This is a genomic window from Streptomyces armeniacus, assembly GCF_003355155.1.
Lineage (GTDB): Bacteria > Actinomycetota > Actinomycetes > Streptomycetales > Streptomycetaceae > Streptomyces > Streptomyces armeniacus.
The window spans coordinates 2,887,997-2,910,371 of the sequence record NZ_CP031320.1 but is presented as its reverse complement, the minus strand read 5'-3'; the positions used below and the strand labels follow the sequence as shown (position 1 = coordinate 2,910,371).

General features: G+C 71.7%; 18 protein-coding genes. 6 read left to right on the top strand and 12 right to left on the bottom strand.

The window, feature by feature from the left end; all coding sequences use genetic code 11:
* The first annotated feature begins 75 nt into the window (after positions 1–75).
* Entirely contained in the window at positions 76–2,283 is a 2,208-nt protein-coding gene (locus tag DVA86_RS12625) for a DEAD/DEAH box helicase (RefSeq protein WP_208878206.1), read from the top strand.
* 78 nt (positions 2,284–2,361) lie between these two features.
* Positions 2,362–2,997 (top strand): hypothetical protein, encoded by a 636-nt coding sequence (locus tag DVA86_RS12620; protein ID WP_208878204.1) that lies wholly within the window; start codon positions 2,362–2,364, stop codon positions 2,995–2,997.
* Between the two features lie 41 nt (positions 2,998–3,038).
* On the opposite strand, the gene DVA86_RS36100 is transcribed toward DVA86_RS12620, so the two are convergent.
* The 3 genes from DVA86_RS36100 to DVA86_RS12605 form a co-directional block, all read right to left on the bottom strand.
* Positions 3,039–3,374: a hypothetical protein gene (locus DVA86_RS36100; protein ID WP_342776355.1), complete on the bottom strand. Its 336-nt coding sequence runs from the start codon at positions 3,372–3,374 to the stop codon at positions 3,039–3,041.
* A gap of 368 nt (positions 3,375–3,742) precedes the next feature.
* Positions 3,743–4,420, bottom strand: coding sequence for a ribonuclease HII (locus tag DVA86_RS12610; protein WP_208878202.1), 678 nt, complete (start codon positions 4,418–4,420; stop codon positions 3,743–3,745).
* A 37-nt stretch (positions 4,421–4,457) separates the two neighbouring features.
* On the bottom strand, positions 4,458–5,060 hold the full coding sequence (locus tag DVA86_RS12605) for a TetR/AcrR family transcriptional regulator (RefSeq protein ID WP_208878200.1): 603 nt from the start codon (positions 5,058–5,060) through the stop codon (positions 4,458–4,460).
* Between the two features lie 106 nt (positions 5,061–5,166).
* Here DVA86_RS12605 and DVA86_RS12600 point away from each other — a divergent pair, with 106 nt between their 5' ends.
* Positions 5,167–6,723, top strand: a complete 1,557-nt coding sequence (locus DVA86_RS12600; protein WP_425470821.1) for an MFS transporter — start codon at positions 5,167–5,169, stop codon at positions 6,721–6,723.
* 112 nt (positions 6,724–6,835) lie between these two features.
* Here the strand turns inward: DVA86_RS12600 and DVA86_RS12595 are convergent, their stop codons facing one another.
* Both DVA86_RS12595 and DVA86_RS12590 read right to left on the bottom strand, forming a co-directional pair.
* Positions 6,836–7,444 (bottom strand): YdbC family protein, encoded by a 609-nt coding sequence (locus tag DVA86_RS12595; protein ID WP_208878198.1) that lies wholly within the window; start codon positions 7,442–7,444, stop codon positions 6,836–6,838.
* Positions 7,445–7,605: 161 nt separating this feature from the next.
* Positions 7,606–9,027, bottom strand: a complete 1,422-nt coding sequence (locus DVA86_RS12590) for an amidase family protein (RefSeq protein WP_208878196.1) — start codon at positions 9,025–9,027, stop codon at positions 7,606–7,608.
* 115 nt (positions 9,028–9,142) lie between these two features.
* Here DVA86_RS12590 and DVA86_RS12585 point away from each other — a divergent pair, with 115 nt between their 5' ends.
* Complete coding sequence (locus tag DVA86_RS12585; RefSeq protein ID WP_208878195.1) at positions 9,143–9,745, top strand: TetR/AcrR family transcriptional regulator; 603 nt, start codon at positions 9,143–9,145, stop codon at positions 9,743–9,745.
* Here DVA86_RS12585 and DVA86_RS12580 read toward each other — a convergent pair.
* Positions 9,687–10,556 carry an SDR family oxidoreductase gene (locus DVA86_RS12580; RefSeq protein WP_208878193.1) on the bottom strand — a complete coding sequence of 290 codons (870 nt, stop codon included), beginning with the start codon at positions 10,554–10,556 and terminating at the stop codon, positions 9,687–9,689. The genes DVA86_RS12585 and DVA86_RS12580 overlap by 59 nt on opposite strands.
* A gap of 57 nt (positions 10,557–10,613) precedes the next feature.
* Complete coding sequence (locus tag DVA86_RS12575) at positions 10,614–11,540, bottom strand: RNA polymerase sigma-70 factor (RefSeq protein ID WP_208878192.1); 927 nt, start codon at positions 11,538–11,540, stop codon at positions 10,614–10,616.
* Between the two features lie 303 nt (positions 11,541–11,843).
* Here DVA86_RS12575 and DVA86_RS12570 point away from each other — a divergent pair, with 303 nt between their 5' ends.
* Positions 11,844–12,374 carry a TerD family protein gene (locus tag DVA86_RS12570; RefSeq protein WP_208878190.1) on the top strand — a complete coding sequence of 177 codons (531 nt, stop codon included), beginning with the start codon at positions 11,844–11,846 and terminating at the stop codon, positions 12,372–12,374.
* Between the two features lie 198 nt (positions 12,375–12,572).
* On the opposite strand, the gene DVA86_RS12565 is transcribed toward DVA86_RS12570, so the two are convergent.
* Entirely contained in the window at positions 12,573–15,425 is a 2,853-nt protein-coding gene (locus tag DVA86_RS12565) for a vitamin B12-dependent ribonucleotide reductase (protein WP_208878189.1), read from the bottom strand.
* Between the two features lie 144 nt (positions 15,426–15,569).
* Positions 15,570–16,085: a transcriptional regulator NrdR gene (gene nrdR, locus DVA86_RS12560; protein WP_208878188.1), complete on the bottom strand. Its 516-nt coding sequence runs from the start codon at positions 16,083–16,085 to the stop codon at positions 15,570–15,572.
* Between the two features lie 538 nt (positions 16,086–16,623).
* Here nrdR and lexA point away from each other — a divergent pair.
* Entirely contained in the window at positions 16,624–17,418 is a 795-nt protein-coding gene (gene lexA / locus DVA86_RS12555) for a transcriptional repressor LexA (RefSeq protein WP_208878186.1), read from the top strand.
* A 170-nt stretch (positions 17,419–17,588) separates the two neighbouring features.
* Here the strand turns inward: lexA and DVA86_RS12550 are convergent, their stop codons facing one another.
* The 3 genes from DVA86_RS12550 to DVA86_RS12540 form a co-directional block, all read right to left on the bottom strand.
* The gene (locus tag DVA86_RS12550; protein WP_208878184.1) at positions 17,589–19,565 is read right to left on the bottom strand and encodes an ATP-dependent DNA helicase; all 1,977 of its coding nucleotides are present in this window, start codon (positions 19,563–19,565) and stop codon (positions 17,589–17,591) included.
* 84 nt (positions 19,566–19,649) lie between these two features.
* Positions 19,650–21,422: an IucA/IucC family protein gene (locus DVA86_RS12545; RefSeq protein ID WP_425470820.1), complete on the bottom strand. Its 1,773-nt coding sequence runs from the start codon at positions 21,420–21,422 to the stop codon at positions 19,650–19,652.
* A gap of 146 nt (positions 21,423–21,568) precedes the next feature.
* The gene (locus tag DVA86_RS12540; protein WP_208878183.1) at positions 21,569–22,372 is read right to left on the bottom strand and encodes a GNAT family N-acetyltransferase; all 804 of its coding nucleotides are present in this window, start codon (positions 22,370–22,372) and stop codon (positions 21,569–21,571) included.
* Positions 22,373–22,375: the final 3 nt, after the last annotated feature.

Sequence of the window (22,375 nt, the reverse complement as noted above, 5' to 3'; positions counted from 1 at the left end):
CATACAAGCGCACTTGTCAGGTGTTTTCCACAGGCCGGGTTCGCCACTGTCGGCGGCATGGGTTTGCATGGGGGTATGACCGACCCAGACCTGCGTGCCGCGGCCGATGCCGTCCTGTCCCGTCTCGTGGGCGAGCCCGCCGAAGGGGCCCGCCTCCGTGAGGACCAGTGGCGGGCGATTGAAGCGCTCGTCGCCCACCGGCGCCGTGCCCTGGTGGTGCAGCGCACGGGCTGGGGCAAGTCCGCCGTGTACTTCGTAGCGACGGCACTGCTGCGGCACCAGGGCAGCGGGCCGACCGTGATCGTCTCGCCGCTGCTGGCCCTCATGCGGAACCAGGTGGCGGCGGCCGAGCGGGCGGGCATCCGGGCGCGCACGATCAACTCCGCGAACACCGAGGAGTGGGAGACGGTCCGGACCGAGATGAGCGCGGGCGAGGTCGACGTGCTGCTGGTCAGCCCCGAGCGGCTGAACAACCCGGAGTTCCGGGACCAGGTGCTGCCGGAGCTCGCCGCGGCCACGGGCCTGCTCGTCGTGGACGAGGCGCACTGCATCTCGGACTGGGGCCACGACTTCCGTCCCGACTACCGTCGGCTGCGGACCATGCTGGCCGGGCTGCCGCCCGGCGTCCCGGTGCTGGCCACGACCGCCACCGCCAACGCCCGTGTGACGGCCGACGTGGCCGAGCAGTTGGGCACTGGTGCCGGCGTCGAGCAGGGCGGCGCGGGCGGTTCCGCGGAGGCCCTGGTGCTGCGCGGGCCGCTGGACCGCGAGAGCCTGAGCCTCGGCGTCCTGCAGCTGCCGGACGCGGCACACCGCATGGCCTGGCTCGCGGAGCACCTGGAGAAGCTGCCGGGCTCCGGCATCATCTACACGCTCACCGTCGCGGCCGCCGGCGAGGTGACGGCGTTCCTCCGGCAGCACAGACACGCCGTGGCCTCGTACACGGGCCAGACCGAGAACGCCGACCGCGAGGCGGCCGAGGGAGACCTGCTCGCCAACCGCGTCAAGGCCCTTGTCGCCACCTCCGCGCTGGGCATGGGCTTCGACAAACCCGACCTCGGCTTCGTCGTCCATCTCGGCTCCCCGTCCTCCCCCATCGCCTACTACCAGCAGGTGGGGCGCGCCGGGCGCGGCGTGGAGCACGCCGAGGTGCTGCTGCTGCCCGGCCGTGAGGACGAGGCGATCTGGCGGTACTTCGCGTCCCTCGCCTTCCCGCCCGAGGACCAGGTGCGCCGCACCCTGGACGTGCTGGCGGCGGCGGACCGGCCGATGTCGCTGCCCGCGCTGGAACCGCAGGTGGAGCTGCGGCGTTCGCGCCTGGAGATGATGCTCAAGGTGCTCGACGTGGACGGCGCGGTGCGGCGGGTGAAGGGCGGCTGGACCGCGACCGGTCAGCCGTGGTCGTACGACGCCGAGCGGTACGCCTGGGTGGCGCGGCAGCGCGAGGCGGAGCAGCGGGCGATGCGGGAGTACGCGTCCACGGACGGCTGCCGGATGGAGTTCCTCCGCAGGCAGCTGGACGACGAGGAGGCGGCCCCGTGCGGGCGCTGCGACAACTGCGCCGGGGCCCGTTTCACCACCGAGGTGTCGGCAGGCGCGCTCGATGCCGCGCGCGGCGAGCTGGGCCGGCCGGGCGTGCGGGTGGAGCCCCGCAAGATGTGGCCCACCGGGCTGCCCGCGATCGGCGTGGACCTGAAGGGGCGTATCCCCGCGGAGCAGCAGGCCGCACCGGGACGGGCGCTGGGGCGGCTCTCCGACATCGGCTGGGGCAACCGGCTCCGCCCCCTGCTGTCGCCGCAGGCCGCGGACGGCCCGGTCCCGGACGATGTGGTCAATGCCGTGGTGACGGTCCTCAGCGACTGGGCGAAGGGCCCGGACGGCTGGGCCTCCACCGCCCCGGGCCCGGAGGGCTCACCGGAAGCCGTTGCCCGCCCAGTCGGGGTGGTGGCGATGCCCTCCCGTACGCGGCCCGAGCTGGTGCGTTCGCTGAGCGAGCGGATCGCCGAGATCGGCCGGATGCCGCTGCTGGGCACGGTGGCGTACGCGGACGGGCAGCCGGACACGGGCGTCCCCCGGAGCAACAGCGCACAGCGGCTGCGCGCGCTCGACGGCGCCCTCACGCTGCCGCCGCAGCTCGGTCAGGCGCTCGCGGAAGCGGACGGACCGGTGCTGCTCGTCGACGACTTCACGGACACCGGCTGGACGCTGGCGGTGGCCGCGCGGCTGCTGCGCGGGGCTGGGGCGGCCGGTGTGCTCCCGCTGGTCCTCGCGGTGCAGGGATGATCTTTCCGGGCCCGCACATTGCCGCACGGCGGCAAGTGCGGGGACAATTGAACTGGTTCGACGGACGAAGGGAGGACCGTGAGCTTCGGTTTCAGCCCGCCTCCCGCCACCGACTCCGCCTCCCGGCTCGCCCGCACCCTCGAGCCCTCCGAATGGGCCGCCGCGGGCATCCCGTTGCTGCGGAGTCCGCGCGCGGTCGTCAACAACCTGTGCGAGCGCCACCGGCCCCGGCTCTCCACGGCGGTCGTCGCGGTCATCGGCCCGGACGAACGGCTCACCGCCAGCGCCTCGTTCACCCAGGACACGGAGCACCCGGACGGCTGGGAGTTCCGCAACGCCCTGCTCGACCGGCTCCGCCGGGTCACCCCGCACGATCTGCGGCGCCGCACTCCGGCCCGTACGGCCGTGCTGCTGTTCTGCCGGGACGGCGCGCCCCACTGGACCGAGGTGGACGGCGCCTGGATGTGGGGCCTGCGGGACGCCTGCACGCTGCACGGCCTGCGGTGCGGCGCGTACATCACGCTGACGCGCTCGGGCTGGCAGGTGCTGGGCGAGGGGCGCGGCGGACGGCGGCCGCACGCGACCCAGTCGGGCAGAACGGAGCCGGACGCACCCGCGGAGCCCGCTGTTCCGCTCCCCGTGCCCGTACGTTCCAAGGTCCCGCCGCAGCCCGGCGGCGAGCCCAGGGAGGAGCTGCGCCAAGCCGCCGGCTGACGGGCTGACGAACTGACGGGACGCGCACTCCGGCGGGACGCTCAGAGGAGGGCGCGCAGCCGCTCCGGGTCGCCGCAGACGATCAGTTCCCTGCCCGCCTTCGCGAGCGCCGCGGGGAGCGCCTTGGCGGCCTCCGCGTCCGTGCCGCCGTTGACGGCGAGCACGACCACGGACCGGCTGCCGACACGTTCGGCCGCGGAGGCGTGCGCGCAGAAGACGTCCTCACCGTCGGTGAGTTGGCGCCAGTACGACTCCTCGCCGAAGGACCGTTCGTGCTGCGCCCACGGGTGCTCCTCACCGGTGGTGAGCACCAGGATGTCGCCGGGGGCGAGACCGCCGTCCAGCAGCCTGTCCACGGTCTCGTCAGCGGTGTCCACGGCCGTCGCGTCGGTGGCCTCGACGAGCTGGATCTGAGCGGTGCCACTCGCCTCGGCGGTGGCGTTCTGTGCCGACGGGCTGCCGGCACGTCCGCTGCCCGGGCGGCTCGGGCCCGGCCGGTTCCGGTCCGCGCGCGGCGGCGCGGGACGGGGTGTGGGCCGGGGGCCGGGGAGCGGTGGTACGGAGCGGGAGGCCGCAGCGGTGCGGGATCCCGGAACACTCTCGTGAATCTGTGGCTCCTCAGGGGTGAGAGGCATGGTGAGTTGTCTATCAAACGCCGGTGCGGGTCGCGTCGGCGGGTTGTCCCAAGGTCGGTGCCGTACCGGCAGGACCGGCGGGGAGGTCCGCGGGTGTGCCGCGTGCCTCCTCAGAAGAGTTCGGCCTGCTCGACCGGCTCGACCCTGGGGCGCTTCAAATGCTTCCAACGCGGCAGGGCGTCCAAGTATGCCCAGGAGAGCCGGTGCTGGGGAGTGGGGCCGTGCTGTGCGAGTGCGGAGCGGTGCACGGGTGAGGGGTACCCGGCGTTGTCCTCGAAGGCGAACGGGGCGTGCTCCACGCCGAGTTCGGCCATCATGGCGTCGCGGCGGACCTTGGCCAGCACCGAGGCGGCGGCGACCGCGATGCACGACTGGTCGCCCTTGATCACCGTACGCACGCGCCAGGGGCCGCCCAGGTAGTCGTGCTTGCCGTCGAGGATCACCACCTCGGGCCGCACGGGCAGCTCCTCCAGCGCCCGCAGGGCCGCCAGCCGCAGCGCGGCCGTCATGCCCAGCCGGTCGATCTCCTCGGGCGAGGAGTGGCCGAGGGCGTGCGAGGTGACCCAACTCTCGAGTTCTCCGGCGATTTCGGCGCGGCGCTTGGGGGTGAGGAGCTTGGAGTCCGTCAGCCCCTCTGGCGGCCGGCGCAGGCCCGTGACGGCGGCGCACACGGTCACCGGACCCGCCCAGGCTCCGCGGCCGACCTCGTCAACTCCCGCGATCACCTTGGCGCCTGTGGTGGCACGGAGGGATCGCTCAACGCGGTGTGTGGGCGGCTCGTACGGCATGTCGGGTGCCAGCGTAGCCGGTGCGTCTTCCGTCGTTTCAGCCGGTCCGTGGGGCGAGCAGGGGCAGCATGACCTGGTCGACCATCTCGGCAATGTCGGACTCACCGAGACGTGAGCCGGTGACCTTGTGCCGGTACATCATCATGGCCGGGGCGACGTCGACGACGAGCTCTCCCGTCGCGTCCTCGCGCACTTCGCCGCGTTCGATGCCGCGGCGCACGATGTCACCGATGAGCCGCTTGCCGGGCTCCACGACACCGCCCATGACCAGTTCGTGGAAGCGCTCGGCCTCGGGGCGGTCACACTCGTCGAGGATCGCCCTGAGCGCGTTCCCGGAACGGGAGTACATGGCGTCGAGCATGCGGCCGCACATCTCGATCAGGTCCTCCCGCAGGTCCCCGTGGTCCGGCGGAAGGCCGGTCTCCGGCAGCCCGGCGCGCAGGGCGTCGGCGACCAGGTCGCCCTTGGTGGGCCAGCGGCGGTAGACGGCGGCCTTCCCCGTACGGGCCTTGGCGGCGACGCCCTCCATCGTCAGGCCGGTCCAGCCGTGGGTGCCCAGCTGTTCCAGCGTGGCATCGAGGATCGCGCGTTCGAGCTCGGCGCCACGGCGTCGTATGGCCGGTGGACGGCAGGTCACCATCGCCTTCTTTCTTTAGGGAACGCTTGCGTTCCCTACACGGGGTCATTACAGTGGTCGACTTAGTGAACGGTGGCGTTCACTCTTTCTCAAGTGGGGGATCTCCAGAGTGACAACCTCTTCATTGACGACGTCTGACAGCAGTCCACCGAAACCCGCTCCCCGCGAGAGCCGGCGGGGCATCGCGCTGGCCGTGATCGCCGCGTGCCAGCTCATGGTCGTTCTCGATGTCACCATTGTGAACATTGCGCTTCCGCACATCCAGGGTGCGCTCGACTTCTCCACCACCGGGCTGTCCTGGGTCGTCACGGCGTACACCCTGACCTTCGGCGGGCTGCTCCTGCTCGGCGGGCGGGCCGGGGACATCCTGGGCCGCCGGCGGGTGTTCATGGTCGGCATCCTGCTGTTCATCGCGGCCTCGCTGCTGGGCGGGCTCGCACAGGAGCCCTGGCAGTTGCTGACCGCGCGGGCGCTGCAGGGGGCGGGCGGCGCGATCGCCTCGCCGACCTCGCTCGCGCTGATCGCGACGACCTTCCCGGAGGGGCCGGAGCGGAACCGCGCCTTCGGTGTGTTCGCCGCGGTCTCCGCGGGCGGCGGCGCGGTCGGCCTGCTGGCGGGCGGCATGCTCACGGAGTGGCTCGACTGGCGCTGGGTGCTGTTCGTGAACGTGCCCATCGGCCTTCTGATCGTGGTCCTCACGCCGCTGTACATCTCGGAGTCGGCGCGGCACCCGGGACGGTTCGACCTGATGGGCGCGCTCACCTCCACCGGAGGCATGGCCTCGTTGGTGTACGGGTTCGTGCGCGCGTCGGAGGACGGCTGGACCGACGGATACACGCTCGCGGCGTTCGGGGCCGCGGTCGTGCTGCTGGCGGCGTTCGTCGTGGTCGAGTCGCGCGCGGCGGAGCCGATCACGCCGCTGCGGATGTTCACCGACCGCAACCGCTCCGGCTCTTACGTGATCATGCTGAGCCTGTCCGCCGCGATGTTCGGGATGTTCTTCTTCATCGTGCTGTTCGTGCAGAACGTGCTGGGTTACAGCCCGATCAGAGCCGGCTTCGCGTTCCTGCCGGTGACCGTCGCGATCGTGGTCGGGGCGGGGCTCTCCCAGCGCTATCTGCCGGTGCTCGGGCCCAAGCCGTTCATGGTGGTCGGCTCGCTGCTGACGGCGGTGGGCATGGCGTGGCAGACCCTGATCGAGCCGGACAGCGGCTATATGGGCGGCGTTCTCGGGCCGATGGTGCTGTTCGGGTTCGGCATGGGCCTCAACTTCGTCACGCTGACCCTGACCGCCGTCTCCGGTGTGGCCCCGCACGAGGCGGGTGCGGCGTCCGGGCTGCTGAACGCCACGCAGCAGGTGGGCGGTTCACTGGGGCTGTCGATCCTGCTGACCGTCTTCGGCACGGCGAGCCGGGACGAGGCCAAGGCGCAGATACCCGACTTCATGGCCAACGCGTCGCCCGCGGAGAAGGCCGAGTTCGCCAGAACGCACGAGCTGCCCGGGCCCTGGGGCAGCGAGGTCCTGGCGCACGGGATATCCACGGCGTTCATCGCCGCCGTGGCCCTGGTGGTCGTGGCGCTGATCACGGCGGCCACGGTGATACGGGTGCGGCGCAGCGATCTGGAGGCGCTCAGCGGAGTGGCGGGGCCGGGCGGGGTGGCCTGATCCGCGGCGGTACGGGTCTCGCCGCCCTGCGGGCCCGTACCACCGCGCCGCCGAAGACGGCCGGATCCGGCCTCCGCGGTGCGGAGGCAGCATCGGTCATCGGCCGGGACGGTCACACGGTCCAGTTCGGCTCCAGGTCGATCACGTCGCCCGCGATGGCCGCCACGTCCGCGCCCGTCTGGGCCCGCAGTGCCAGCCGTTCGACGCGTTCCGTCCGGTACTTGCCGTGTTCGGCGGCCGAGTCCCACATCGACAGCACCAGGAACTCGTCCTCCGGTTGCGCCTGGGCGAAGATGCCGCGGAGCATTCCCGGCGAGCCGGCCATCGCCGGGTTCCACACCTTCTCCTGCATCAGGACGAAGTGGTCCACGCGGTCGTGCCGGATCCGGCAGTGCGCCACCCGCAGCAGATCAGCCTCGGTGAAGACCGGCTGGAAACCGGTCTTCACATCGAAGCGGTATTCGAAGAGACGCACTTGGAGGTCTTTGTACGTGCCGACCTGTGAAGCGTTCAGCCGGTCGTGCGAGCGCGCCATGAAGGAGTCGTAGAAGGCCCTGCTCTCCCAGAAGCCGAACAGGTGCACCACGCCGGCCTTGGACCGGCTCCATCCGCCGCCCTGCCCGCGGAATCCCGGCTCGCCGAGCAGCCCCGCCCACTTTCGCTGAGCCCGCTCGAACCCCCGACGGTCGACGACGGTGCAGCGCATCCACTTGACCAGCACCGCGCCATGGTACGGCCATCCAGGTGACAGACCGTACGGTCGGGGCGCGCGAGCCGGTTCGCGCGCCCCGTTCCGCTGCCGTACCCCGGCCGTCGAGCCGGCCCGAACACCCCGCCGTACGCGCCCCGTTGGCCCGGCGGCAGGGCGCGGCGTGTCCGGTGTCAGCCGCGCGGCTCCACCGGTGTCAGTACGCCGACGCGCTCCTCGATCACCGCGGCGGCGTCCAGACACTGATCCTCACGGAAGAACCTCCCGATGACCTGCACACCCTGCGGCAGTCCGCCGAACACCCCGCCCGGCACGGCCACGGCCGGCACACCCACGAAGCTGGTGACGCTGCACAGCCCCAAAGCCCTACCGAAGAACTCGTGGCCCTCCGCGCTCGCCGACTCGGCCCCCGGCGCCACCGGCGGCTGTGCGAACACCGGCCCGAGCAGCAGCGGATACTCCCGCTGGAACTCCGCCCAGGCCCGCTGGATGTTCAGCCTGACCCCGGTGAGCCGCAGATACTCCGCGAGTTCCACCGGCGCGGACTTGTCCATCGACATCTCGATATAGCGGTGACCGTCCTTGCCCAGCAGGGTCCTGACCACCGGCCAGCTCCCGCTGAACTCCGTCATCACCATCGACGAGTAGGCGTCCAGCGCCTCCTGGAACCGCGGTACGTCCTGCACCTCCTCGACCGCGTACCCGCTGTCCGAGAGCGCCGACGCCGCCGCGTCCACCGCCGCCCGTACGTCGGGGTGCGTGTCCCTGCCGCCCGCCCGCGCGACCACGCCGACCCGAGGCGGCCGTCCTCCCGGCCCGCCGAGCCGGGTCGGCACCGGTACGGCCCGCGGGTCAGCCGGGTCGGCCCCCGGCCCTGCCAGCGCCTCGAAGGAGAGCCACAGATCGCGCACCGTACGCGCCAACGGCCCGTCCACCACGAACACCTGGGAGCACAGCGCCGGATCGTCCGGCCCCAGGCGGTGGTCGGCGGGAAACCGCCCGGTGGTCGGCTTCAGCCCGGCCGTGCCGCAGAACGCCGCGGGCAGCCGGACCGAGCCCCCGGAGTCGTTGCCGAGGCCGATCGGCACCATGCCGGCGGCCACGGCCGCGCCGTCGCCGCCGCTGGTGCCGCCGGGGCTGATGCCCCGGTCCCAGGGGTTCCAGGTGTCGCCGAAGAGTTCACTGCGCGGATGTACACCGGCGAGGATCAGCGTGGGCATGTTGCTGTGCCCCACGGGGATCGCCCCGGCGGCGCGGAGCCGGGCCACGGGCGGCGCGTCACGCGGCGCCACGTGGTCCTTGAAGCGGACGGCGCCGAAGGTGGTCGGCAGGCCCTCGATCGCGGTGGTCTCCTTGACCGTGAACGGCACGCCGGCCAGCGGCCCCAGCTCCTCCCCCGTCGCGCGCCTGCGGTCCAGGGCGGCCGCCTCCTCACGGGCCCGGTCGGCGAGGAGCTGGGTCACGGCGTTCACGGCGGGGTTCACCGCGGCGATCCGTTCCAGGTGACTGTCGATCACCTCGGCGGCCGTGACGTCCCCGGCCCGTACGGCGGCCCCCACGGCCGCCGCGTCCTGCTTCCACCACTCGCTGCCCATGCCTGCCGCTCTCCTCGTCGTTCCTGCCCGCGATCGTTCCGATGCGGACGCATCACAACGGGCAGGGTAACCTCGAACCGATACAAGCGCATCGGAATATGGAGTGAGCTGCCGCATGCCCCGTCAGATCGACCACGACAGCAGGCGCCGGCACATCGCGGACGCCGTCCTGCAACTAGCCGACGAGAGCGGCCTGGAGGGCGTCACCCTGCGCGACGTGGCAGCGCGGGCCGACGTGTCGATGGGAGCGGTGCAGCGCTGCTTCCGTACGAAGGAGGAGATGCTCGTCTTCGCCCTCCGGCAGGTCGGCGCCCGCGTCAGCTCCCGGATCGGCGCCAGCATCGGTGCGTCACCCGCGCAGTCGGCCCGCACCGTCCTCGGCCACGCGCTCACCGAGGTCACGCTGATCGGCGAGCCGCACCGGGCGGAGGCACGCGTATGGCTCGCGTTCGTCGCCCAGGCGGCCGTCACGCCGGCCCTGGCGGCCACCCTCCGCGAGAATTACGCGAGCCTGCACACCCTGCTCGTACGCCTCGTCACCGAGGCGGTCCCCGGCATCACCGCGGAGGACGCGGCGTGCGAGGCCCGTACGTTCCTCGCCCTCGCCGACGGCCTCACCACCCACCTGCTGATCGGCCACCTCTCCCCCGCCGACGCGCTCACCGTGCTGGACGACCGGCTGAACCGCCTGTGGCAGCGAGATGATCCTCGAAAGTGAGCCGCCCGACCGCCCTCTCCGGCGCCAGGTGCCCGCCCGCGCGGTACGCACCGAACGCCCGCCCCGGCAGCCGCAGCGGTACGACCCGGCGCCGCCTCACGTACGCGTCGAGGGTGCTGCGCGCCAGGTCACGGGCCGTACGCACCTCGGGCCCGCCCATGTCGGCGACGCGGCCCGCCGGTTCGGCCTGCGCCAACTCCACCAGCCGGTCGGCGACCTCGCCGGAGTCGACCGGCTGGAAGCTGACGCCGGAGAGCGTGAAGACGACCGGCAGCCGCCGCTGGCAGGTGGCCATGAGGGCGATCAGGTCGTGGAACTGCGTGGTCCGCAGCACGGTGTACGGCAGCCCCGAGCTTTCGAGTACGCCCTCGGCGGCCAGCTTCCTGCGGTAGTAGCCGAGGGGCACGCGGTCGATGCCGACGATCGACACGTAGACGAAGTGCCTGAGCTCGGTGTCCGATTCCCGCACCGCGCCCAGGAGCCGGCGTGCGGCCGCCTCGTCGTCGCCGGTGAGGGTGGTCGCACAGTGCACGATCGTGTCCACTCCCGCCACGGCCGCGTCGATGCCGCGCCCCTTCGCGAGGTCACAGGACGCCCACTCGTACGGCGCGCGGTCACCCGCCGGCCGGGCCCGCCGGCTCATGACCCGTACGGCGCGTTGCCGGTCCAGCAGCCGCCGCACCACCTGGCGGCCGAGCGTGCCGGTGCCGCCGGTCACCAGGACCGGCCTCCCCGGCGCAGCACCGCCCGTGCCACCTGCGCCACCCGTGCCTTCCGCACCTGCTGTGCTGTCCGTGCTGTCTGTGTTCATGGATACGGCCTCCGGGATCTCGTACGAGTGCCTTCCGGGAGGCTGACCGGGCAGCCGTCAGAAACGTGACAGCGCCTCCGCCTGCCGGGCCACGGTGCGGAGCTTGTCCGGGTTCGCCACGATCCGCAGGCCCGCTATCCGCTCGCCGTCCGGCTCCGCGCCCGCCACCTCCACCGTGACCACACCGGCCAGCCGCCCGCCGGCCCACGCCAGCGCCGCGGGGCCGCCGTTCACTTCCGCCACCGTGAAGTCCACACCGGCCGCGAACCTGGCCAGCCCGCCGGTGAGGTAGCGCGCGACGCGCTCGCGGCCGGTGACAGGCCGCCGTGCCGTGCCGACCACGCCGCCGCCGTCCGCCCACGAGGTGACGTCGGCGGCCAGCAGCCGTTCCAGGCCGGCCATGTCGCCGTCGCGGGCGGCCGCGAGGAAGCGTTCCACCAGCCCGTGCCACCGTTCCCGGTCGGCGGGCGCGGAACGGGACGCGGCCGACGGCGGTGCCGCGCCCAGCCGTTGCCGTGCGCGGCGCTGGAGCTGGCGGCAGTTCGCCTCGCCCAGCTCCATGATCCCGGCGATCTCCCGGTGCGGATAGCCGAACGCCTCCCGGAGGACGAACACCGCGCGCTCGGCCGGAGTGAGCCGCTCCAGCAGGACGAGAAGGGCCATCGAGACGGATTCCCGCTGCTCCACGGTGTCCAGCGGGCCGAGCGCGCCGCCCTCGGTCAGCACCGGTTCCGGCAGCCAGGCCCCCACGTACTCCTCGCGCCGCACGCGCGCGGAGGCCAGCCGGTTCAGGCAGAGGTTCGTGACGGCCTTCGTCAGCCAGGCCGCCGGGACCGCGATCGCCGCGCGGTCCGCTGACTCCCAGCGCAAGTACGCGTCCTGCACCGCGTCCTCGGCCTCCGCTGCGGAGCCCAGCAGGCGGTACGCGAGCCCGAACAGCCGTCCGCGCTGTGCCTCGAATTCACTCACCGTACGGTCGGCCACACGCAATATTCTCGCAAAGCCTCGGCGCGCGGCCCCGCGCGCCCGGCGCGTGAACAGCGTCGGTGAACGCCGCCCGCGCGGCCTTTCCGCCCGTTCCGGCGCCCCCGCCACTGCCCGTCTGACGTGGCAACATGGGTAATTCGCGTACAGCCCCTGGAAGTTACGGACATGATCTTGTGACGAGGTGTGTTCGCCAGGGGCTGCCGTCTGTCCGCGGCCGTGCTCCGGTCATCCGGTCCGCCGGTGTACGGGGAGAGGCGTACGCGCTCCACGCCGGCGGGGAATCCGAGGAAGGGAAGTCTCGTGAGTAGTCTCAACAAGGGCATCGGAAAGGTCGAGGTGACGCTCAAGTGGCAGCCCAGCCCCCTGGGTGAGCCGGACCACGACCTCGACATAATCGCCGCCACGTACCCGGCCGACGACCCGTACGGCGACCCCGCCTATCTGGTGCACTTCGACAGCCGGTCACCGGACGGCACGATCACCCTCAACCGGGACAGCAAGACCGGTCAGGGCTTCGGCTTCGACGAGGTGATGACCCTGGAGTTCGACCGGCTGGCCGAGTCGTACGGGCGTGTGGTCGTCGGGGTGGCGATACAGCAGACGGAGGTGCGTACGACGTTCGGCGAGGTCGCCGACACGGATGTACGGATCATGGAGGGGTATCACGAGCTGGCCGCGAACGATTTCGCCGTGGTCTCGGGGGCCACGGCCGCGACCGTCGCGGAGTTCACCCGGCAGGGCTCGGCCGAGTGGTCGTTCCACGACTTCGTGTGCGGATTCGACTGCGACCCGGCGGAGTTCGTCCGGGTCATGGGGCGCCGGCAGCCCTGAGGCCCCGCGGGCCCGCACCGCGGCCAGACAGGCCGTGGAACGGCACGGAGGGAGCCGGTCCAGGAACGGCTCCCTCCGTGTACCGCTTCCGGCGGCGGCCGTTGAGCCGGGCACGCGTCACGCGTGCCCGCTCGGCCCGGCCCGCTCAGCGCCTCAGGCCGACCCGGCTCAGCGCAGACCGCTGAGCCGGGCTCCCGCTCAGCTGCAGCCGCTCGTCGAGCCGCAGCCCTCGCAGAGGTAGCAGCTGCCCGCGCGGCGCATCTTCGTGCCGCAGGAGAAGCAGAGCGGGGCGTCGGCGTTCAGCCCCAGCTGCATCTCGACCAGTTCGGTGGAGCTGTGCGCCTCCACCGGGGCGGGGGTGGGCGCCTGCGGTTCCGTGGACGACCCGCCCGACCGGTTCTCGCTGTGCAGTGGCGCGGACTGCGCCAGGCTCTCGACATCGAGCTCCTCAGACGAGGACTCGTACGAGCCCGTCTCCAGGTGCCGCTGCCGTTCCTCGGCGGAGTGGATGCCGAGGGCGGAACGGGTCTCGAAGGGCAGGAAGTCCAGCGCCAGCCGGCGGAAGATGTAGTCCACGATGGACTGCGCCATCCGTACGTCCTGGTCGTCGGTCATGCCGGCCGGCTCGAAGCGCATGTTTGTGAACTTCGAGACGTACGTCTCCAGCGGCACGCCGTACTGCAGGCCCACCGAGACCGCGATCGAGAAGGCGTCCATCATGCCCGCGAGGGTCGAGCCCTGCTTGGACATCTTCAGGAAGACCTCGCCGAGGCCGTCGTCCGGATACGAGTTGGCCGTCATGTAGCCCTCGGCGCCGCCGACCGTGAAGGAGGTGGTGATGCCGGGGCGGCCCTTGGGCAGCCGGTTCCGCACGGGGCGGTACTCGACGACCTTCTCCGGCTCCGCCGCCTTCTCCTTCCGCTTCGCCGAAAGCGGCTGGCCGACCTTGGAGTTCTCGACGTAGACGGCGAGCGCCTTGGTGCCGAGCTTCCAGCCCTGGAGGTAGATCTCCTCGACGTCCTCGACAGTGCTCGTGGACGGCATGTTCACCGTCTTCGAGATGGCGCCGGAGAGGAACGGCTGGGCCGCGGCCATCATCCGTACGTGGCCCATCGGCGAGATGGAGCGCTCGCCCATGGCGCAGTCGAACACGCTGTAGTGCGCGGGCTTCAGGCTCGGGGCGTCGACGACGTTGCCGTGCTCGGCGATGTGCTCGACGATCGCCTCGACCTGCTCGGGCTGGTAGCCGAGCCGCTTGAGCGCCTTGGGGACCGTGTTGTTCACGATCTGCATGGAGCCGCCGCCGACCAGCTTCTTGAACTTGACCAGGGCGAGGTCGGGTTCGACGCCGGTGGTGTCGCAGTCCATCATCAGGCCGATGGTGCCGGTGGGCGCGAGCACGGACGCCTGCGCGTTGCGGTAGCCGTGCTTCTTGCCCAGCCGGACGACGTCCTGCCACGCCTCGGTCGCCGCGGCCCACACCGGGGTGTCCAGGTCGTCGGAGCGCTTGGCATCGTCGTTGGCGTCCGCGTGCTGCCGCATGACGCGCTGGTGCGCCTCGGCGTTGCGTGCGTAGCCCTCGTACGGGCCCACCGCGGCCGCGAGTTCGGCGGAGCGGCGGTAGGAGGTGCCGGTCATCAGGGAGGTGATGGCGCCCGCCAGGGCGCGGCCGCCATCGCTGTCGTACGCGTGCCCGGTGGCCATCAGCAGGGCACCGAGGTTGGCGTAGCCGATGCCGAGCTGGCGGAACGCGCGGGTGGTCTCGCCGATCTTCTCCGTCGGGAAGTCCGCGAAGCAGATGGAGATGTCCATCGCGGTGATGACCAGCTCGACGACCTTGGCGAAGCGCTCGGCCTCGAACGCCTGGTTGCCCTCGTCGTCGTCCCGCAGGAACTTCATGAGGTTCAGCGAGGCGAGGTTGCAGGAGGAGTTGTCCAGGTGCATGTACTCGCTGCACGGGTTGGACGCGCTGATGCGGCCCGACTCGGGCGAGGTGTGCCAGTGGTTGATGGTGTCGTCGTACTGGATGCCGGGGTCGGCGCAGACGTGTGCCGCCTCCGCCATCCTGCGCAGCAGCGCCTTGGCGTCCACCTCTTCGACGGTCTCGCCGGTCATGCGAGCGCGCAGCGGGAACTTCACGCCGGCCTGGGCGGCCTTCATGAACTCGTCGGTCACGCGGACCGAGTTGTTCGCGTTCTGGTACTGGACGGACGTGATGTCGTCGCCGCCCAGGTCCATGTCGAAGCCCGCGTCGCGCAGCGCGCGGATCTTCTCCTCCTCCTTGACCTTCGTCTCGATGAACGCCTCGACGTCGGGGTGGTCCACGTCGAGCACGACCATCTTCGCGGCGCGCCGTGTGGCGCCGCCGGACTTGATCGTGCCGGCGGAGGCATCGGCGCCGCGCATGAAGGAGACGGGGCCGGAGGCGTTCCCTCCGGAGGACAGGAGCTCCTTGGAGGAGCGGATGCGGGACAGGTTCAGACCGGCTCCGGAACCGCCCTTGAAGATCATCCCCTCTTCCTTGTACCAGTCGAGGATCGACTCCATGGAGTCGTCGACGGACAGGATGAAACAGGCGCTGACCTGCTGCGGCTGCTTGGTGCCGACGTTGAACCAGACCGGCGAGTTGAACGCGAAGATCTGGTGCAGCACGGCGTAGGCCAGCTCGTGCTCGAAGATCTCGGCGTCCTCCGGGGAGGCGAAGTAACCATTCTGCTCACCCGCGGTCCGGTAGCTCTTGACCACGCGGTCGATGAGCTCCTTGAGGCTCTTCTCGCGCTGTGGAGTGCCGACCGCGCCGCGGAAGTACTTGCTGGTGACGATGTTGACCGCGTTCACCGACCAGAAGTCGGGGAACTCGACGCCACGCTGCTCGAAGTTGACCGAGCCGTCGCGCCAGTTGGTCATGACGACGTCCCGGCGCTCCCACGTCACCTCGTCGTACGGGTGTACGCCGGGGGTGGTGTGGATGCGCTCGATACGCAGACCCTTGTTCGCCTTGCCGCCCTTTGCGCGGGAGCCGCGTGCCGGGCCGCTCGTCGTCTCTGTCATTCCGCCTCCCTGTACGGGCATAACGCCCCCATGTGTCCCGATTCTTCCCGGGACACGGTGTCTGTCTCATGGCCGTGGCACCGTGCTGCCGTGCCGTCGTAGTGCTGTGGAGCTGTGGCGCCTCGGCCGGTCTCGCTTGAGCCGTCAGCCGGCGGCCTGCGTCGCGGGAGCGGGGACCTCAGCGCCCCCACCCGCTCCGCTCTCCCCCGAGGGAGGCGGCGCGTCGCGGAGCTCCGCGATGGCGGCCTCGAAGTCCTCGAGCGACTCGAACGCCCGGTACACGGACGCGAACCTCAGATAAGCGACAAGATCAAGATCCTGGAGCGGACCGAGTATGGCGAGGCCGACGTCGTGAGTGGACAGCTCCGCGCTGCCCGTACTGCGTACGGCCTCCTCGACCCGCTGGCCGAGCTGTGCGAGGGCGTCCTCGGTGACCGGCCGCCCTTGACAGGCCTTGCGCACCCCCGCGATCACCTTGTCCCGGCTGAACGGCTCGGTGACCCCGCTGCGCTTGATCACCATCAGCGACGCGTTCTCGACCGTGGTGAAGCGCCGGGAGCAGTCGGGGCACTGGCGGCGGCGCCGGATCGCGGTGCCGTCGTCGGTCGTACGGCTGTCCACGACGCGGCTGTCGGGGTGCCGGCAGAAGGGGCAGTGCATCGTTCCCCACCCTCCTTGAGCCCTCACCGTGCATGACTGAACAGCCCTCTCGGGTGACCCTTCCGGGCCCCCTTGAGGTTGCCACCAGCATAGTCGAAACCCGAGCCCTTGAGCGACGAGGGACCACAACTTGTAGGTGACTCTCGTCAAACTACCCACTAGATCTGGTGCCGGGGAAGCAAGGAGGTCCTGCGCGTGTCGCGCCGCCGCCGGGCCCGTCGAGCGTACGTGAGCGGGCCCGTGCGGCCCTCGCCGGGGGCTCACACGGGGGCCGGCGCGGGGCCCGTACGGGACGGGCGCGGGAACCGGCGGGAGAGTGCACACGGAAGCCGGCGGCGGGGCCGGGCACGGAACGGCGACACCTCCGGGAGAGGGCGCGCCGGAAGGTCTCCGGTGAGCACCGAAGCTCTCCTCCTACACCGGCCCGCGTGATCACGTCAGACGAATAACGAATTTTCACTCGAACGTGTGTTTGGCGCAACCTTTCGAAACCAACTACCGTTGTCCAACTAGGGACAACCGCTCGAGAGGGGCTGACGTGACCACGACTGCAGACAGCGCCACCATCACCACTCAGGACCGTTCTACACCGGCGTCCGAATCCGCACACCAGATCCTGGAGAACCCGCCGGGCACGGACGGGGACGCGCCACCACCCGTCCGGGCGCTGCCCGGACGACCTCCCGGCATCCGGGCGGACAGCTCCGGGCTCACCGACAGGCAGCGGCGGGTCATCGAAGTGATCCGCGACTCCGTGCAGCGCCGCGGATACCCGCCGTCCATGCGCGAGATCGGCCAGGCCGTCGGCCTGTCCAGCACGTCCTCCGTGGCACACCAGCTGATGGCGCTGGAGCGCAAGGGCTTCCTCCGGCGCGACCCGCACCGCCCGCGGGCGTACGAGGTGCGCGGCTCCGACACCCCCAGCACGCAGGCGGCCACCGACACCACCGGGAAGCCGTCGGCGTCGTACGTGCCGCTGGTCGGCCGGATCGCCGCCGGTGGCCCGATCCTCGCCGAGGAGTCGGTGGAGGACGTCTTTCCGCTGCCGCGCCAACTGGTGGGCGACGGCGAGCTGTTCGTCCTCAAGGTCGTGGGTGACTCGATGGTCGACGCGGCGATCTGCGACGGCGACTGGGTCACCGTCCGGCGCCAGCCCGTCGCGGAGAACGGCGACATCGTCGCCGCCATGCTCGACGGCGAGGCGACGGTGAAGCGCTTCAAGCGGGAGGACGGGCACGTGTGGCTGCTCCCGCACAACGCGTCGTACCAGCCGATTCCCGGCGACGACGCCACCATCCTCGGCAAGGTCGTGGCAGTGCTGCGCCGCGTGTGACGGATGCGGCCAGTGCGACACGCGTGACCGGCTGTCCCAAGGACGGGCCCCGGAACCCCTGCGCCGGTTCCGGGGCCCCGAACACCTCGTTCTCCACGCGCTCCCGTTCGCCGGGCGGGATCGCGTCCGATCACGGCGCGGGGCCGGTCGACGCACTCACATGACCGCGCCTATGCGTCCTGTTCGTCCTGCTGGGCCGCCGCGTTGATGGCGGCCAGCGAACGGCGCACCTGGTTGCGGTCCGTCGTGTACCAGAAGTCGGGCATCGAGGCGCGCAGGAAGCCGCCGTAACGCGCCCGCTCCAGCCGGGGGTCGAGGACCGCCACGACCCCCCTGTCCCCCATCGCCCTGACGAGCCTCCCGGAGCCCTGCGCCATCAGCAGCGCGGCGTGCGACGCGGCGACCGCCATGAAGCCGTTCCCGCCGGCCTCCTCGACCGCCTTCTGCCGGGCGCTCATCAGCGGATCGTCCGGGCGCGGGAACGGAATCCGGTCCATCACCACCAACTGGCAGCTGGCACCCGGCACATCGACGCCCTGCCACAGCGAGAGCGTCCCGAACAGGCACGTGCCCGGATCGTCCGCGAACCGCCGGATCAGCTCGCCGAGCGTCTCCTCCCCCTGCAGCAGGATCGGCACGTCCAGCCGCCCGCGCAGCTCCTCCGCCGCCGCCTGCGCGGCCCGCATCGAGGAGAACAGGCCGAGCGTACGGCCGCCCGCCGCCTCCACCAGCTCGGACAGCTCGTCCAGCATGTCCGCGCGTGCGGCGTCCCGGCCGGGCTGCGAGAGGTGCTTGGCGACGTAGAGGATCGCCTGCTTGCGGTAGTCGAACGGCGAGCCCGCGTCCAGCCCCTTCCACGGCGGCTGGTCCTCGCCGCCCTGCCCCTCGGGAGCCAGCCCGAGGGACGCGCCGACACCGTCGAAGTCGCCGCCGAGCTTCAGCGTCGCGGAGGTCAGCACGACGGAGCGGTCCGTGAACAGCTTCTCCCGCAGCAGCCCCGAGACGGACAGCGGCGCCACCCGCACCGAGGCGCCGAAGCGGTCGTGCCGCTCGTACCAGATCACGTCGTACTCGGAGCCCTGCACGATCCGTTCGGCGACGTCGTGCACGTTCTCCATCGCGGCCAGCGCCTGCTTGCGGACGGCGTCCTCGTCCTGGACGGACTTGTCCCGCGTGTTGCCCAGCGCCGTGACGCAGGAGCGCGCGGCGTCGCGCAGCGCCATCAGCGCGTACCCGAGGTCCTCCGGGACGGTCTCCAGCCGGCCGGGGAGCGCCAGCTCCATCAGCCGCTCGAAGGACTCGGCGGCGGTCTGAAGCTGGTCGGCGGTCTTCTCGTCGATCAGCTTCCCCACGCGGCGTACGGCGCGGTTGACGCCGCCGGGCGACAGCTCGCCGGTGGCCACACCGGTGACCCGCGAGACCAGCTCGTGCGCCTCGTCGACGACCAGCACCTCGTGGCCTGGCAGCACGGGTGCGCCCTCGATGGCGTCGATGGCGAGCAGCGCGTGGTTGGTGACGATCACCTCGGCGAGCTTGGCGCGCTCGCGGGCGCCCTCGGCGAAGCACTCCGCGCCGTACGCGCAGCGGCTGGCGCCCAGGCACTCGCGCGCGGACACCGACACCTGGGACCAGGCGCGGTCGGAGACGCCCGGCCGCAGGTCGTCGCGGTCGCCCGTTTCGGTCTCGTCCGACCAGTCGCGCAGCCGCAGCAGGTCCTTGCCGAGCTTGCTGGTCGGCGCGGCCGCCTCGAACGGGTCGAAGAGGCCGTCCTCCTCTTCCTGCGGCACGCCCTCGTGCAGCCGGTGCAGGCAGAGGTAGTTGGATCTGCCCTTGAGCATGGCGAACTCCGGCCGGCGGCGCAGCTGCGGCTGCAGCGCCTCGACCGTGCGCGGCAGGTCGCGCTCGACGAGCTGCCGCTGCAGCGCGAGCGTCGCCGTGGCGACAACGACGCGCTCGCCGTGCGCGAGCGCCGGCACCAGATAGCCGAGGGACTTCCCGGTGCCGGTGCCCGCCTGGATGAGCAGGTGCGAGCCGTCTTCCAGGGCCTCGGCGACGGCTTCCGCCATGGCCACCTGGCCTGGGCGTTCCGTGCCTCCGACGGCGGTGACGGCGGCGTGCAGGAGATCGGTGAGGGCGGGCTCGCTCATAGATCAGACACCCTACGCGGCCCCACTGACAGCCGGCGCCGCTTCCCCTCCCGCTCCATCGGCGTACGGTGCCGCACCAGGCCCTCAGACGCCGTGCAGCGGGTTGGGGACGGTGCCGTGTACGGCGGCGTGCGGGCGCTCCGCCCGGTCGCGGTAGCCGTCGAGATGGAGCCGGTTCCGGTTGAGGCAGAGCCGGGCGATGCGGGGCGTGAGCAGGTCGAAAGTGCCGAAGCGGTCCTTGAGCTCGGGGAACCGCTCCTGATAGCGCAGGATCTCCGCCCGTACGAGCGACCAGAATTCGGCCTCGGCGACCCCGAGCTGCTCCTCGCACAGCGGCGCCAGATACCGGAAGACGCCCACGAACAGCCCCGAGTGGATGAACTGCGGGAGGAATCCCGCCTCTTCGGTGAGCAGCACCTCGCGCACGTCCGCGGGCATGGAGTCCTGCTCGGGCAGGCGCAGCGCGCTGACGTTGATGTCGTCGACGAAGTCCTTCACCGCCAGCCGTACGGGCACGTCCCGCTCGTCGAAGACGACGATGGCGTTCTCCCCGTGCGGCGAGAACACGGTGCCGTAGCGGTAGAGGAAGTGCAGCAGCGGCGGCAGCAGCGCGGCGAACAGGTGCCGCAGCCACACCACCGCGTCGAGGCCGCTGCGCGCCACCAGTTCGGCGGTGAACGCCCGCCCCTCCGGGGCGGTGTGCAGCAGCGCCGCGAGCGTACGGGCCCGCTCCCCCGGGTCGAGGCGCGTCGCCAGCGGCTCGCGCCAGATGCAGCCGAGGAGTTCGCGGTACTGGTACGGGACCGCCGGCAGCGCGTCGTACGAGGGGTGCGCCACCGTCACGGAGGCGACCTCGCCGAGCAGGATCACCCGGCACTCGTCGCGCAGGAACGCGTCGCCGTCGCGCAGCCCGTGCACCCAGGAGGTGACGGCGGGGGCGGCGAGGGTGCGTTCGGTCGGCAGGCCGCGCCAGACCAGGGTGTTGAGGACGGACAGCGGCAGCTTGACGGTGTGCCGGTCGGGGCGGGTGGTGTTGAGGAAGGTGCGGATGGACTGCTGCGGGAGGCGTTCGTCGGGGTCGGCGGGGAGCGGCACGACGGCGCCCCGCGCGATCTCGGGTGCGAAGAGCGGCACGACCGTTTCTTCCCACTGCCACGGGTGGACTGGAAGCAGGAGATGGTCCGCCGGATCGAGGCCGCGCTCCCTTAACACCGCGGCGAACCGTTCGCGGGTCGCGGCGTCCAGCTCGCGCGCGTACAGCTGCTCCGCGTCGGCGAGTGCGGGCACGCCTCGGTACACGGCGAGGTCCCGGTGGACGGCGATCCAGGGCAGCCGGTGGCTGCGGCGCGCCTCCGGGGCCCACTGCTCGGCGTCGGCGTCGGAGAAGCCGAGGCGGCCCTTGTTGGCGACGATCCAGGGGTGGCCGTCCATGTGGCCCTCCAACTCGGCGTAGCCGAGGTCGGCGAGCTCGCGGGCGCTCAGGGCGGTGCCGCTGATACGGGCGTCGGCGGTGAGCGTCGCGGTCAGCTCGCGGAGGAGGTGGCCGGTCGTGTCGCCGCACAGGCCGAGCAGCCCGTCGTGTGCCAGTGCCAGGAAGCGGAGGGGATCGCACTCCGGCGTGAGGGATGCGGGATCGATCCGCCAGTTTCCGTACGCGCCCCTGCGCGCGCGGAAGCGGAGGGTGAGGTCGGGGGTTACGGGGAGGCGGTATGTGTCCGGGCCCTCGGGCTCGGGCCGGATGATCTCCTCGTACGCGAATTCGGCGAGCATCTTGATGAGGAGCCGCCGTGCGGCGCGTGTCCACGTGTCCTGATCGAGGCCGGTGGGCAGCCGCAGGGCGGCGGGGTGCTGGGGCACCGGGGGTCTCCCTTGTCCGAGGTCGTCGGTTACAGAGGTGCGGTTCCGGAGGTGCTTTTCCAGGTGGGGGGGTTCCGTGTCGGGCTCGTCTCAGCGGTCGTTGCGGTGGGGTGGTCGCGATGGGATCGGCCAGGGGGTCGTCGCGGTCAGAGGAGGTCGCGCAGGGCGCGGTCGCGGATCATCAGTGCGGCGCGCTTCTCCGGCAGGTCCACCTCGGCGGACAGCCGGAAGCCCGCGCCGAGGAACGCCGCGACCGACGGGGTGTTCCGCAGGTCGGGCTCGGCGATCACACGGCGGCAGGCCGGCCGGTGGTCGAGGATCAGGTCGCCGACGGCGCGCAGCAGGGCGGTGCCGAGCCCGCGGCCCCGGTCGGCCACGCCTCCGACGAGGAGGTGGATGCCGGTGTCGTGGGGGCGCGCCGGGTAGTGGCGGGCGACCGGGTCGAGATCGGCGCGGTAGATCTCCCAGTAGCTCATCGGGGTGCCGTCGAGCACGCCGAGGCAGGGCACGCTTCTGCCGTCGCCGCCGAGCTGGGCGCGCAGATGGGCCGCCGTCGTCTCGGCGGGGCCGGCCAGCTCCCAGAACTCCGCCACCGCGGGGTCGTTCATCCAGGCACTGATCAGCGGCAGGTCGCGGTCGAGGCGTACGGGGACGAGCTGGAGCAGCCCCGCCGGGGTGTCGGCGGGGCTCCAGTCCGGCACGGAGTCGAGCAGGTCGGGCTCGGTGAGGTGGGTCAGGGTGCCGCCGCCCGTACGCGCGGTTGCGTCCGTACGCGCGGGGGCGCCCGTACGGGACGCGCTGTCCGTAAGGGCGGAGCTGTCCGTACCGGCCGGGGTGCCGGCGGGCGGCGCCATCGCCCTGACTTCGTCGGGCAGTTCGAGGTCCAGCGTGTCCGCGTTGCTGGGGTGTGTTCCGGTCTGCGGTGGCTGTGCTGCTGGTGTGTGCTCCATGTC